The 13,453-nt window shown below is 62.3% G+C and carries 10 protein-coding genes; 4 read left to right on the top strand and 6 right to left on the bottom strand.

Annotated features, from left to right (window positions below; all coding sequences use genetic code 11):
• Nucleotides 1-124: 124 nt before the first annotated feature.
• Entirely contained in the window at nucleotides 125-886 is a 762-nt protein-coding gene (locus tag Ga0102493_RS11005) for a helix-turn-helix domain-containing protein (RefSeq protein ID WP_081845493.1), read from the top strand.
• 670 nt (nucleotides 887-1,556) lie between these two features.
• On the opposite strand, the gene Ga0102493_RS11010 is transcribed toward Ga0102493_RS11005, so the two are convergent.
• From Ga0102493_RS11010 to Ga0102493_RS16635, 4 genes are all read right to left on the bottom strand, one after another.
• Nucleotides 1,557-2,189, bottom strand: a complete 633-nt coding sequence (locus Ga0102493_RS11010) for a tyrosine-type recombinase/integrase (RefSeq protein WP_034900564.1) — start codon at nucleotides 2,187-2,189, stop codon at nucleotides 1,557-1,559.
• A gap of 731 nt (nucleotides 2,190-2,920) precedes the next feature.
• The gene (locus Ga0102493_RS16150) at nucleotides 2,921-3,070 is read right to left on the bottom strand and encodes a hypothetical protein (RefSeq protein WP_161490060.1); all 150 of its coding nucleotides are present in this window, start codon (nucleotides 3,068-3,070) and stop codon (nucleotides 2,921-2,923) included.
• Between the two features lie 224 nt (nucleotides 3,071-3,294).
• Nucleotides 3,295-5,079, bottom strand: coding sequence for a DUF885 domain-containing protein (locus Ga0102493_RS11015; protein WP_034900557.1), 1,785 nt, complete (start codon nucleotides 5,077-5,079; stop codon nucleotides 3,295-3,297).
• Nucleotides 5,080-5,553: 474 nt separating this feature from the next.
• The gene (locus Ga0102493_RS16635) at nucleotides 5,554-5,856 is read right to left on the bottom strand and encodes a DUF2779 domain-containing protein (protein ID WP_236922210.1); all 303 of its coding nucleotides are present in this window, start codon (nucleotides 5,854-5,856) and stop codon (nucleotides 5,554-5,556) included.
• A 699-nt stretch (nucleotides 5,857-6,555) separates the two neighbouring features.
• Between Ga0102493_RS16635 and Ga0102493_RS11025 the strand changes: the two genes are divergently transcribed.
• From Ga0102493_RS11025 to Ga0102493_RS11035, 3 genes are all read left to right on the top strand, one after another.
• Nucleotides 6,556-7,893, top strand: a complete 1,338-nt coding sequence (locus Ga0102493_RS11025; RefSeq protein ID WP_051697455.1) for a DUF418 domain-containing protein — start codon at nucleotides 6,556-6,558, stop codon at nucleotides 7,891-7,893.
• 210 nt (nucleotides 7,894-8,103) lie between these two features.
• On the top strand, nucleotides 8,104-8,532 hold the full coding sequence (locus Ga0102493_RS11030; protein WP_069297522.1) for an MFS transporter: 429 nt from the start codon (nucleotides 8,104-8,106) through the stop codon (nucleotides 8,530-8,532).
• The gene (locus Ga0102493_RS11035) at nucleotides 8,529-9,875 is read left to right on the top strand and encodes an APC family permease (RefSeq protein WP_081845491.1); all 1,347 of its coding nucleotides are present in this window, start codon (nucleotides 8,529-8,531) and stop codon (nucleotides 9,873-9,875) included. The genes Ga0102493_RS11030 and Ga0102493_RS11035 overlap by 4 nt, the downstream gene beginning before the upstream one ends.
• Before the next feature lie 736 nt (nucleotides 9,876-10,611).
• Here Ga0102493_RS11035 and glmS read toward each other — a convergent pair.
• Nucleotides 10,612-12,447, bottom strand: coding sequence for a glutamine--fructose-6-phosphate transaminase (isomerizing) (gene glmS, locus Ga0102493_RS11040; RefSeq protein WP_034900526.1), 1,836 nt, complete (start codon nucleotides 12,445-12,447; stop codon nucleotides 10,612-10,614).
• Between the two features lie 116 nt (nucleotides 12,448-12,563).
• Nucleotides 12,564-13,448 (bottom strand): DMT family transporter, encoded by an 885-nt coding sequence (locus Ga0102493_RS11045; RefSeq protein WP_034900525.1) that lies wholly within the window; start codon nucleotides 13,446-13,448, stop codon nucleotides 12,564-12,566.
• Nucleotides 13,449-13,453: the final 5 nt, after the last annotated feature.

The raw sequence follows: 13,453 nt of genomic DNA on the forward strand, positions 1-13,453 counted from the left end.
GTGACATACAAAACTTTTCAAAAGTGAAGGCTGTTCAACTGCTAGATCAAAACCAGGGCGGCACCGAAAGCTCAGTGTTTCATCGACCCTTGCACCGGTCGCATCTAGCGGCAATGATTGCTTTATGCCGTCGCCAAAATCAGATTCATCGCCCCCGATCAGCCCATCTGAGCGCGAAGTGCTGGCAATGTTGGCTGAGGGTCATACTGCGAAATCCATCGCGACGGAGCTCAACCTGTCAGTAAACGCAGTCAACGAAAGGCTGCGCGAGGCGCGCCGCAAAACGGGTGCCGCCAGCAGCCGCGAACTGGCCCGCCATCTGGCTGCACAAGAAAATTGGGACAAGGAAACTGGGGTTTCGAGCGTCGCGATGCCTGATGCAGAGCCGGAGACGCCTGGCGCAGCCATAATGGCTCGCCAACAACCAAGGAGTCTCATCATCATGTTCATCACTGTTGCTGCCATCGCTCTCGCCGTCGTGGGCGTGCAGAATGCTTCTACTTCGACTCAGGAAATTTCCGAACCAGTAGGATCGGAAGCGAGCGTTTCGCGCGGTGTATCTGCGCTAGATCCTTTTCAAACTCGTTTCGACGCAGAAACGCGTGACAGTGATTGGGCGGCTCCCGCCGAACTGCGCGCCTTGGCGTTTTTCACTCTCGTCGATGGCGTCCGCTCGGTCCAGGTCCATTGCGCAGCTACTTTGTGCCGTGTCGAAGGCCGCGTGGTGCCTGATGCAATGAAGGGCGCCAAAGGAGAAGTGCGAGGAGACGCATTGCGTGATCGCCTACGAGGGGCCGGGCTAGAGATGACGGCTGCGGGCTTTCGTGACGCTCCGAATAAGGTGGAGGGGGGCAAGTTTACCGCCTTCCTGCGCCGTGCTGGCTGAGATCATCCTCCGTGCGACGACATCGTATTAGCGTCGCACAGTGGAATGAATTCGATTTCAGATGGTTTGAGCCCAAAGCCGCCGTTCCGAATTCCACCCATTCTGAGCCGTTTGGAGCGCTCTGTCTGCCCCCCGCTAGCAGACCGACCCATTGGACTGTTATACTCCTAAAACCTGACCGACAGGAGGCGCATATCCAGCTATTCTCTTCGCGCGGAAGGTCCATCCGGTAGAAGTATGCTGTCTTAACTTGACCGTCATTGCCGTTCAGAAGGGTGATTGTGATTTTGTCGTCATCCGGTCCGGGTTGAATCGATAAGACCTCGCGATCGGATGTGTCAGGCTCTTCTCGGATGAGATCTTCGACTGTCGCTTGAGGCCCTCCGTCCTGATCAACTCGAAAGACGTCGGCCTCATAGTTGCCCCGCTCTTCGTTCGCGTATGTGAATGAAGGCGATAACGCTGCACCGAGAAACAGCACAAAATCGATCAAGCTAAACTCCTTTGAGTCTAGAAATCGGCATCAGTTAGATCGATTAGTTTCTATCTGACACAAGGTCGGTTCACCACCCACGACAAGACATCGAGGGCTAATCTGAGCGCTCCTCAATGCGGACATTCGGTTGCTTGAGCTTGCCGCCGACCTCTGGAAGGCCGGCGGCAATGACGATCAAATCTCAGTCTTCTCCGCGAGAGTGAGCGCATCCTCTATATCGACACCAAGATACCGGACGGTGTTCTCGATCTTGGAATGGCCGAGCAGAATCTGGATCGCTCGCAGATTGCCTGTCGCCTTGTAGATAATCGAGGCCTTGGTCCGGCGCATCGAGTGCGTGCCGTATTCGCTGACCTTGAGACCGATCGCTGCGACCCACTCATCGACGAGCCGGGCATATTGCCGCGTGCTCAGATGCCGCGAACAGTCGATACGGCTCGGGAACGCGTAGTCAGCGACCGATCCGCCTCGCCGCTCGAGCCAGGCAAGAAGGCTACCGCGCGCGTCGCTCGCGATCTCAAACTGGACCGGGCGACCAGTCTTTCGCTGCACGACGCTGGCACGTTCCCGGACTTCGCATCCTGAAACCAGGTCACCGATCTTCAGCGCAACGAGATCGCAGCCTCGAAGCTTGCTGTCGATTGCGAGGTCGAACAGCGCTCGGTCTCGCAGTCGTTCCTCGCGATCGAGGAAGAAGCGGATCGCCCATATCTGTTTTTGAGTGAGCGGCCGCTTCGGTCCTACCTGAGTGCCCGCATTCCACGGCACGCGGTTCGCGGGGCGCGGATCATACTTCGTATTTCCCATCTTTCTTCTCCTTGGCCGGAATGGCCACGGAGAATGTCCGCTATCAGGCAGTCAAAAATCTGCGCGCTATGGCTCGAATAGGGCGCACAGCTGCCGAAAGGAGCAGTCTGAACGAGCGGCAGCTCAAGGGACGGGATAACAACAGTCCTGTCCAGCAGGGCAGACGCGTTGATGCATTCGCCGGGGCCTCCAACAGAATGGCGGCCGCACCTTCGGCGAAGCCTGTACGACCACGAGGCTCAGAGCGCCGGGCCGAGGATCGGTCAGCGCGCACTCATGCCCAGCCAGACATCAATGAGAGCCTCGCGCGCGTGCGCGCGCTTTCGCACACGCACGCGCACGCGAGAAACGAGGCAATTTTACGAACAGGTAAGCATCGCTTCCAAGGATGCCAAAACGCCGGAATCGCCCAAAAAACAGCGGGTTTCCGAGGCTTTCAGCGGCAGAAATTTCGGAAAGACTTTATTGTCTCAAACCCCAAAAACGGAAAAACTTAATTGGCAACGGAAAGACTTTATTGTCCTCCTACAGGCTTGTTGTGAGACAAAAAAGATCTTCCATTTTCTTACGCGAATCCGGGGCTTCAGCCCCACCCTCTGACATTATAGTTTTTCCATTTTCGCCGCCTCACCCGGACCAAAAGCAGAACATGGGGATGCGTCCCCACACTTTAGGACAATAAAGTCTTTCCGTTTGTCCGGGTCATCAGAATCTGATTTTATTACATTCTATCAGTCGCTTCGCGCCACTATGGCCGCAACCCGGTTCTGGGAAATTGCAGCCTTCCGGGTATAGTCGGCAGCCAGAATTTTGCTGCTGGTCAATTGGCCGGCAAAGGCGGCGGCGATGCGCGCGATAGTCTCGTCCTCGACGAAGACCAAGCGGCCTTTCTCGAGCCGCGCCTCCTCGCCCTAAACGTCGAGCACCGCGACATCGCGCAGCACCAGCGCCTCACGCGCCCCGACCAGAAGCGCGGCGAGCACCCCGAGCAAAGCGATGACGTAACGCGCGAACCTGATGTCCCTCTCCCCTCTTCCCTCGCTCGCGCGGGCCCGGAGAAGTTCATGGCACGTTCGCGCGCTCCGGGCCAGCGAGGCGCGGGTGGTCAGCCGCCGCGCTGGGCGGGGATGAATTCCTCGCGCACCGCCTTCGCGATCAATTCGAGCGGGATGACCCCCTGGCTCAGCAGGAAATTGTTGAACGCCATCTCGTCGAAATCCTCGCCCAGCGCGAGCTCGGTCTCCACCCGCAGCTCGATGAGCTTGCGATAGCCGTAGTAATAGGACCCCGCCTGCCCCGGCATCCGGAACTGGTAGCGGTCGAGTTCCTGCTTGGTCATGCCGGGCGAGAACAGCGCCTCCTCGCGCAGCACGCGCTCGGCTTCCTCGCGCGTGGTGAGGCCGAGGTTGAGCGCGGGGTCGAGGAACGCGCGCGCGGTGCGCAGCAGGCGGAACTGGAGCGCAATGAACTGGCCCTCGATGGGCTCGTGCGGGAGCATCTCGGCCTCGGCATAGAGCGCCCAGCCTTCGACGTTGACGCTGTTGAAGGCATAGAGCAGCCGGGCGAGACTGACGCCCTGTTCGACGAGGGCTGCGAACTGCATTTCGTGGCCGGGCCGCGCCTCGTGCGCGCTCAGGGTCCAGCTCGCGGCGGGGAAGTTGAAATCGTCGTAGCGGTCTTCCGGCCCCGCGGTCGGATTGCCGACGGTGAGGACGAAAGTGCCCTGTTCGCCGGTGTTGCCGACCAGCCGCGGCGGGCGCATGTGCGGGGCGGGCTGGGCGGCGCTTTCGGCGACCGAGGCGACGCGCATCTGCAATTCGGTGTCGGGCAGCGAAACGATGTCGTTGGCGCGGATTTCAGCCTCGAGCTTGCGGTTCACCTCGCGGTAGAAGTCCTCGATCTCGTCACTGGGCACGGTCATCGCCTTGAGGCCCGCCATGACCGAGGCCATGTCGGTTTCCTCCCAGCCGTATTTGGCCGCGATCTGCGGGGCGAGCGCCTCCATCTGCGCGCGCAGTTCGTAGAATCCGCGCCGCGCTTCGCTCATCAGCGCGCGCGGATCCTGGTCGATCCCCACGCGCTTGAGGTTGAGCGCATAGAGTTCCTCGGGAAGGCGCGCCTCGGTGCGGCTCGCAGGCAGAACGTTGGTACGGGTCCATTCGCCGTACTCGGTGAGCTGGCGCTCCATCGCGTCGAGCGATTCTTCCGCGCCCTCGATCTCGTACTTGGCGAAAAGCTCGCGGATGCCCTCGACGAAGGTCGGGATCTTGGCGATCGATTCCTCCACCTCGACCCGGTACGGCCCGATCTTGCCCTCGCCCCGGCTCGCCGCGAAACGTGCCTTGGCCAGCTCGGTCATCGGCTCGGTGCCGGGGTAGGTCCCAGTGTAGCGCTCCAGCAGTTCGAGCGCCTTGCCGCGGCGTGAGGGCGCGGTCTGGTCGGATAGGAGCTGGCCGATCGTGCCGAACATCGCCTGCGGGACCTCGTTGAATTCGAGCGTCAACCGGTTGCCGAGCTCGATCCCCTCGATGTCGAGTTCGAGCGAATCGATCAGGATCTGCAGGTCCTGCCGGACATAGGCATTGCTCTCGCGCGCCTTGGCCGCTTCGAACCGCGCGACCAGCGCACGCGCGGCGGCGAGGTAGCGTTCGTCGCGGTCGAGCGACATGTCGTTCACGAGGGCGTCGTATTCCTCGTAGCCCGCCGAGGACGCTCTGGTCGGGAAGAACTCTGCCTGCATCTCCACCACTTCGGCAGTGTAGGCGTTGCTGGTCTCGACCCAGTCGGGCGTGGCAAGTGCTTCGGCGGTTTCCTGCGCGGCGAGCGGCGCGGCGGCGAGCGCGAGAGTGGAGGCAGTGCCGAGCGCGATGGCGGCGATGAGATGGATCATGTGGATTTCCCCGGTTGCGATGGCGTGGGACTGCCCGCAGCGGCTTTCGAGGGCAAGCGATCGTTCGACGAAGCCTGCCTGCCGCCAGACGAAGGATGAGGCGCGCAAAACGGCTGCGCGCGGCGGGGTCCGGCAGGACCGGACCGCAAGCCGTGCAGGCCGCCGCTGTGCGATCCCGCAGGAATTCCCGCCGCCGCTTCCGGCCTGCCCCCGCCGCGCTGCTTGCCGGGCTTTATCTGGGTTCGTGCAGCCTTGCCGCCGTAGACGGATGCGCGGTCCCGCCGGATTTCCTCGCGCAGGGCACGAACGGGGCGCTCGCCCCCCTGCTTTCCGCCTCGATCCGCCAGTCCCGCGCCAGCGCGCTGCATGACGGGGCACACGCCGTCCCGGCGCCGGTGCGCGAGCGGCTCGCCCCTCATTTAGCCACCGGCTCCGCGCGTTTCGCTTTTTTTGGTAATGCAGCGCCTGCGGGCGTCACGGCTTTAAATTGCTGCCGATTAAGGCCCTCGCCACCGCGACCATCGCCCAAGTATCTCGTGCGCAATAGACCTTGAGAGCTTTCTCGAGCGCGTTGCGTCGTAGCGGATCGCAGGCGGGGTTGGCCGCTTCGAGCCAGGCGCCCTGAGCGTCGCCCCCGTCCTTCACCTCGAGCGCGCCGCAATCTAGCTCCGACGCGATGGTCGGGAGTACTGCCTTGATCGACCAGCTTCCGCGTTGATCGCGGTGATACCAGTTCTCGCGCGTGACAGGCAGCAGGTCGACAGTCGCCTCGGCCATGGCCTTCAGCCTCGAAGCGAGGTCTGGAAACTCAGCGGCTAGATCCCGCAGCACGCGAATGGACGGCGGCTTTCGGGATCGAGCCTTTGAGTTTGGAATGACCGCACTGGGGCGCGTTGCAGACCGGCAGAGAATGGGCCGGTAGCGGACTGGCCGGTTTTGGGGCTGGACACAGGGAAGCTGCCGTCCCCGACCAATCATTGCTTACCGCTGGCCCCGACCCAATGTCAGTCGTTCACGTTCGCTAAAATGAGCGTCTGATTTCGCCCAAAGCCGCAATGTCGCTTTCAGGATCGCGCACTTGCCGTGCTCATGACCAGAGGTGGGTGTGAAGTGCACACCGATGTTTAGTCGGACGGAACGGCAAGCCGAGAGGGGCTCCGCAAAACCTTTTCTGATCCTTTTGATCCCTTCATCGCGCTCGCGACGACCTCGACAATCTGAACCGAACTGATCATGAAAATCTCCTGCCAGTGCATCCATCCGGCTGCCCTGTTCGGACTGATGAGCACGGAAACCGAACCTGGCACGAATTGACGCTTTTTTGACGGTCCGACCGGTTGACCGCATTCTCTGACGACAGGCATCTAAAGCCGGATGGTGACCATCCCGCCCGGGTTTGAAGACTCTCGGCGCGGGCGGGGCAAGCTGGACGCTTCAATTCGCCAATCGCCGACGATCTAACGCAAAGGATGAAGCATGGCCATCGCAGCCAGTGTAGCACCTCCGATCGGCTCCGGGCAGGCGACGCCCGACACACCGAAAACCGGGCCGACAGCAGAACGCATCGTCGCGCTCGATTTCGTGCGCGGGGCAGCGCTGTTCGGCATCCTGCTGATGAATATCACCGGCTTCGGCCTGCCGCACGCCTATAGCAATCCGATGAATGCCGGGGGTGCGGAGGGGGTCAACCTCCTCTCGTGGATGATCATCCAGATTGGGTTCGAAGGCACGCAGCGCGGCTTGTTCTCGATGTTGTTCGGGGCAGGCATCATCCTGTTCACCTCACGCCTCGAAGCCAAGGGGCGCAGCGATGTCGGCGACATCTACGCCCGCCGGAACCTGTGGCTGATATTATTTGGCATGGTGAACGGCTTTATCCTCCTGTGGAGCGGCGACATTCTCTATTTTTACGGGCTGACCGCGCTGGTGGTGTTCCCGTTTCGCAAGCTCGGTGTCCGCGCGCTCCTGATCATGGGAATCGCCGGAATGCTGGCAAGCGCGCTTTGGAACGCGAAGGACAACGCCGATTTGATGCGTTATCACGAGGCTTACGAGGCCTCGCAGATGGCAGGGGCGCAGCTTGATCCGGCGCAGCAGGCGTTGGCCAAAAAGTGGGAAGGCGCGCTCGCCGAATACAGCCCTTCGCCGGAGGCGCAGCGGGATTATGTCGAGCAGCGCACGCAGAGCTACGCAACAGCCTTCGCTCAGGTCGCCGCAGAAACGGTCCACGCGGAAAGCTGGTATTTCTATCGCTGGTTCTTCGACATCTTCAGCATGATGCTGATTGGCATGGCGCTGTTCAAGGCCGGGGTCTTCACGCTGGAGCGATCAACCCGGTTCTATCTTGCGCTCGTTGTGATCGGATACGGGGTGGGCCTGACGGTCAATGTGCTCGAGACCCGGCTGATTATCGAGGGCGGCTTCGGCCTACTGGCGATGAGCCAATCCCAGATCACCTATGACCTTGGAAGGCTCCCGATGACGGCGGGGCATCTTGGCCTGCTTCTGCTGATCGCGCGTTGGGGCATCTTTCCGCTGTTCCAGCACGCACTTGCCAGCGTCGGGCGAATGGCGTTCACCAACTACCTGACGCATTCGCTGGTCTGCGCTATCTTGTTCGTCGGGCTGGGCTATTTCGGTCAGCTTGAACGGCACGAGCTCTATTATGTCGTGTTCGCGATCTGGGCGGTGCAGCTTGTCATCAGCCCGCTGTGGCTCAGCCGCTACAGCATGGGTCCGCTCGAATGGCTGTGGCGCGGCCTGACTTATAGCGAACTGCCAGCACTGCGCCGCGCTCAGGACGTCGTAGCATGAGCGCCGGAGCCGTCATCAGCCGAGATACGCGCCTCGCCCTTCCCGCCTTTGCTGACAGTTCGCGGCTCCGCCTGCTGCTTGGAACCCTGCTCTACCTCGCGTAAGGCTTTCCGCAGGGGATTTTCTTCTACGCCATGCCCACCTGGCTCGCGGCCAACGGGGAGTCGACCGAGTTGGTGGCGACTCCTGTGTCTCACGTTCGGGGGATGGATGGTCGACCGGTTCGGGGCAGGGCGGATCGCCCTCTGGTCAGGTGTAATCGCTTTGCCCGTGATGAGCGTTTACCTGATCGACGAAACCCTGTGGGCCGATGATCGGCTGTATGTCGCGTGGTTCTTCATCAAGAATGTCCCGCTGTTTCTTTTCTATCTGGCCAACCTCGTCATCATGATGCGGGCTACGGCAAAGGAAGCCGCGGCACTCTCCTTTGCCCTGTTCGCGGCGATCGTGCCGCTGGGTTTCATGATCGGTGCGGCTCTGCTGCCTCTGCTCGAAGACATGGGCGGATGGCAGGCAATGTTCGGCGCGAGCGCGGTGATGATCTTTGTCGCCGGCTTGCTGACCCTCTTGCTGAAACCTGACACCTGCCCGCAGCAAGCGGAAGCCGGGACCGTCGAATTCGAAGGCAAGTTCGCATGAGCACGTCAGTCCCGACCGGCCAGCTTCAAAAGCGTCTCGGCCTACCCTTTGCTATCGCGGTGTGCGTTGGCACGGTTATTGGCACCGGGATCATGCGCGCGCCCGGCGAAATCGCCAACATGGTTCCCGATCCCACAATCGTGTTGGTTCTGTGGCTGGTTGGGGGCATCTATGTGCTGCTGTCGTGCAATGTCGCAGCGGAAATTTCCTCTGCGATCCCGCGTTCGGGCGGCCATTACATCCCGGTTCACGAAGGGCTGGGGAATTCGATGGGCTTGCTGGTCGGCTGGACGATGTGGAGCGCCTTTGTCGTGGTCAATGCGGTGCTTAGCATCGCCGCAGCCGATTTTCTGGGCACGATCTTGCCCTTTGTTGCCGATAACGCCCAATGGAGCGCGCTGGCGATCCTGCTACTGATGACTGCGCTCAACTGGTTCGGGGTCGAGGAAGGGCGCTGGGTCCAGATCGTGGGGACGGCGCTCAAGATCGGATTGCTTTTGGCGGTGGTTGTGGTCGCCTTGCTGTTTCCTCTCGAGCGCGGTGCCGAAACGGCTGTCGCCCAAAGCGCGCCGACCGCAGAGCCGATCTCCCTCTTCACGATTCTGCTAGGCCTCCAGTTTATCGTTGCGGTCTATGACGGGTGGTACACCTCGATCTATTTCGCCGGAGAGGACAAGAACCCAGGGCACAACATCCCGCGTTCGCTGTTTCAGGCGGCTGTCGCTGTCATGGCAATCTACCTGTTGGTTAACTGGAGCCTGATTTCGGCGCTCGATTTCGATGTCTTGCGCTCATCGCAACTCCCAATGGCTGCGGTCATCGGCCAGGTTGCAGGCGAGTGGGGCGGCGTTTTCGTGGCGCTTTTGGCAACGCTGATGGCGCTGATCACGCTCAACGGATGCATCATGTCGACCCCGCGGGTGCTCTACGGGCTCGCCGAAGATGGACTGTTCTTGAAGTCGGCGTTGCAGGTCAATCGCGGTGGCACTCCGACCGTGGCCCTCGCGGTCGGCACACTCTTCTCGATCCCGTTGATCTTCACCGGCGGATACGTGTTTGCATTCCGACTGATGGGGGCGATGACGCTGTTTGCCGCCTGCCTCTATATCCTCTCCTATTTCGCTCTGCGAATCCGCCGCCCCGACATGGCGCGGCCCTACCGCGCGCGAGGGCACCCGATTCTTCCTGCGCTCGTCTTGATAATCAACCTTGCGCTCCTGATCAGTTTCGTGATCGCTGAACCGATCAGCGGGGCAATCATGGCGGGGATGATTGCGATCTGCCTTCCCGTCGGCCTCCATCTCGAACGCGAAAAACGGCGGCTCGCCCCAACAATGACGTAGGCGCCTCAGCGGGTCGGCGTGTCGAAGTGTGCAGAGCCTTTCCGACAATCGCAAATCACAAGCGGACTGTCAGGACGCGGTACAACGCAAGATATCGATTGGGACGCGCAGGCAAACGCACGAACGGCAGTTCTGGTAGTAACCGGAGGATCAACGACGCCGCTAGGAATGTCTGAAATGTCCCTACCCAGCCATTCGGCGAAGCTGGTAACCTTGTCAGCTTTCAGGCGATCGCTTGGCGAGCCGCAATTACCGGAATGGGGCGCACAGCTGCCGAAAGGAGCAGTCTGAACGAGCGGCAGCTCAAGGGACGGGATAACAACAGTCCTGTCCAGCAGGGCAGACGCGTTGATGCATTCGCCGGGGCCTCCAACAGAATGGCGGCCGCACCTTCGGCGAAGCCTGTACGACCACGAGGCTCAGAGCGCCGGGCCGAGGATCGGTCAGCGCGCACTCATGCCCAGCCTGACATCACTGAGCGCCTCGCGCGCGTGCGAGCGCTTGCGCACGCGCGCGCGAGAAAGCGCGCGAGAAAGGAGGCAAATTTACGATCAGGTAAGCACGATTTTTGGGGCCTCCATCTGGCCCAAATTGTCCAAAACCTCAGGATTCCTGCGGCATGCAGCGTCAGAGTTTTCGGAAGATCTTTTTTGTCGCAAAAGCGAAAATGGAAGATCTTTATTGTAACCGGAAAATCTTTTTTGTCTTCCTACAGGCTGATCGCGCCGGTCGCGGGTCACTCCACCGTCACCGATTTCGCGAGATTGCGCGGCTGGTCGACGTCCGTGCCCTTCACCACGGCCACGTGATAGGCGAGCAATTGGACCGGTATCGCATAGACCAGCGGCGCGATCAGCGGGTGGACCACCGGCATCTCGATCGTGGCGAGACAGCCCTCGCCCGCTTCGGCGAGACCTTCTGCATCCGATATCAGCACCACCTGCCCGCCGCGCGCGCGCACTTCCTCCATGTTCGAGACGGTCTTTTCGAACAGCGGGCCCGACGGCGCGATCACCACGACCGGCACGTCGTCGTCGATCAGCGCGATGGGGCCGTGCTTCATCTCCCCGCTGGCATAGCCTTCCGCGTGTATATAGCTGATTTCCTTGAGCTTCAGCGCGCCTTCGAGCGCGAGCGGGTAATCCTGCCCGCGCCCCAGATAAAGCACGTCGCGCGCCGGGGCGATCAGCGGAGCCATGGCGGCGATATCGTCGTCGTGATCGAGCGCGGCGTTCAATGCGGCCGGTGCCTCGAGCAGGTGGCCGACGACCTCGCGCTCCTCCTCGCGGGTGAAATGGCCTTTCTTCACCGCCATGTGTGCGGCAAGCGCGGCAAGAACGGCAAGCTGGCAGGTGAAGGCCTTGGTCGAGGCGACGCCGATCTCCGGCCCAGCATGGGTGGGCAGCAGCAGGTCGGCCTCGCGCGCCATCGTGCTGGTCGGCACGTTGACGACGACGCCGATCGTCTGGCCCTGTTCGCGGCAATGGCGCAGGGCTGCGAGCGTGTCGGCAGTCTCCCCGCTCTGCGAGATGAACAGGGCAAGCCCGCCCTCCTCCAGCACCGGCTCGCGGTAGCGGAATTCGCTCGCGACATCGATGTCGACCGGCAGGCGGGCGAAGCGTTCGATCCAGTATTTCGCGACCATTCCGGCATAGAAGGACGTGCCGCAGGCAACGATGGTGAGCCGCTTCACGCCCGAAAGGTCGAAATCGAACTGCGGCAGCGCGACCGTATTGTCCTCGCGCCGCAGGTAGGAGCCGAGCGTCTGCGCGACGACGGTCGGCTGCTCGAAAATCTCCTTGAGCATGAAATGGCGGTAATTGCCCTTCTCGACTGCCGCCGCCGAGGCTCCGGAGGCGCGGATTTCGCGCTCCACCGGGTTGTTCTCGACATCGAAGACCTGTGCCCCGGTGCGCCCGATCACGACCCAGTCGCCTTCCTCGAGATAGGAGATGCGCTGCGTCAGCGGCGCGAGCGCGAGCGCGTCGGAGCCGAGATACATTTCCGCTTCCTCGCCCTCGGGGCCGTATCCGACGACCAGCGGCGATCCGAGCCGGGCGCCGATGAGGAGGTCCGGATGGCTGCGGAACGCGATGGCGAGGGCAAAGGCCCCGCGCAGCCGCGGCAGAACGTCCTTCACCGCATCGATCGGGTCCATTCCCGTCTCGATGCGGCTGGAGATCAGGTGCGCGACCACCTCGCTGTCGGTCTCGCTTTCGAAGGTGCGGCCTTCTGCGGCGAGCTGGCTGCGCAATTCCTTGTAATTCTCGATGATGCCGTTGTGGACGATCGCCACTTCGCCCGTCGCGTGCGGGTGGGCATTGGTCGCGGTCGGCGCGCCATGCGTCGCCCAGCGGGTATGGGCGATGCCCGTATTGCCGGGCGCGGGTTCCTCGCCGAGCACACGGGCGAGATTGGCGAGCTTGCCCTCGGCCCGGCGGCGCACCAGTGCGCCTTCGTGCAAGGTGCAGATACCGGCGCTGTCATAGCCGCGATATTCCATGCGCCTCAGGCCATCGAGCAGCCGTTCGGCGACCGGCTCGTTGCTGACGATACCCATGATGCCGCACATTCGCTCTCACCCCTTAAAGCCTCGCGGGTAGCCCACCCGCCCATTGGCGCTGTCGATTCGCGTGCCGGTCTAACGTCTTGCATCGCCTCGGCAAGCCCGGCCGGTTCGCAGGGCACCTATCCGCGGCGCGCGCCCGAACGCCACAGGTAAAGCCCCGCTGCGATGATCAGGGAGGCTCCCGCGAGCGTGTAGCCGTCCGGCACATTGTCGAACCACCACCAGCCCATCGCCACCGCGACCAGCATCTGGACGTAGATCGCAGGCGCGATCGTAGAGGCCCCGGCCTTCGCCGTCCCGATATAGACCAGCCAGTGCGCGCTGCTCGCGGTGACCGCGACGATCGCGCAGCGGGCAACAACATGCCATTCGGGCCAGCCGAAATCGAGCGCGGGCACACCCGAAAACTTTGCCCCCGCTGCGAGCACGATCAGGATCGGCGCGCAGATCCCGGCCACGTAGACCTGCATCGACAAGGCGCTGCCCTGCCCCGCGCTCGCCCGGTTGGTGATCATCAGCAGCGCGAAGAAGGTCGCCGAGACGAGCGGCAGGAGCGCAGCAAGGCCGAGCTCGGCGAGATTGGGCCGCAGGATGATCGCGACACCGGCCAGCGCCACCAGCGAGACGAGATAGACCGACGGGTGCACCCTCTCGCCCAGCAGCGGCCCGGCGAGCGCCTGCGTCAGGACGGGCGCGAGGAAGGCGATCGCCATCGCCTCGGCGAGCGGCATGATGTAGATCGCCGAGAAGAACGCGACCGAGGCCAGCGCGAGGCAGGCCCCGCGCGCAAGCTGGAGCCACGGATGGGTCGGGCGAAAGGCGCGCGGCCCTTCCGAGCGCAGCAGCAGCGCCGCAAGCCCCAGCGCGCCGAGGCTGAAGCGCAGCGCCGCGACCGCGAAGGCGGGCCAGTCCGGGGCTATCGACTTGACCACCGCATCGCCCACCGAAAGCAGCGCAAACCCGCTCACCGCATAGGCGAGACCCGTTTTTCCGTCATTCGTCACGCCGC

This window comes from Erythrobacter litoralis (assembly GCF_001719165.1).
Lineage (GTDB): Bacteria > Pseudomonadota > Alphaproteobacteria > Sphingomonadales > Sphingomonadaceae > Erythrobacter > Erythrobacter litoralis.

Coding starts and splice junctions, on each gene's coding strand:
- Ga0102493_RS11005 (WP_081845493.1), top strand. CDS start 125: ATGCCGTCGCCAAAATCAGATTCATCGCCCCCGATCAGCCCATCTGAG.
- Ga0102493_RS11010 (WP_034900564.1), bottom strand. CDS start 2,189: ATGGGAAATACGAAGTATGATCCGCGCCCCGCGAACCGCGTGCCGTGG.
- Ga0102493_RS11015 (WP_034900557.1), bottom strand. CDS start 5,079: ATGATCCATCTCATCGCCGCCATCGCGCTCGGCACTGCCTCCACTCTC.
- Ga0102493_RS16635 (WP_236922210.1), bottom strand. CDS start 5,856: ATGGCCGAGGCGACTGTCGACCTGCTGCCTGTCACGCGCGAGAACTGG.
- Ga0102493_RS11025 (WP_051697455.1), top strand. CDS start 6,556: ATGGCCATCGCAGCCAGTGTAGCACCTCCGATCGGCTCCGGGCAGGCG.
- Ga0102493_RS11030 (WP_069297522.1), top strand. CDS start 8,104: ATGGTCGACCGGTTCGGGGCAGGGCGGATCGCCCTCTGGTCAGGTGTA.
- Ga0102493_RS11035 (WP_081845491.1), top strand. CDS start 8,529: ATGAGCACGTCAGTCCCGACCGGCCAGCTTCAAAAGCGTCTCGGCCTA.
- glmS (WP_034900526.1), bottom strand. CDS start 12,447: ATGTGCGGCATCATGGGTATCGTCAGCAACGAGCCGGTCGCCGAACGG.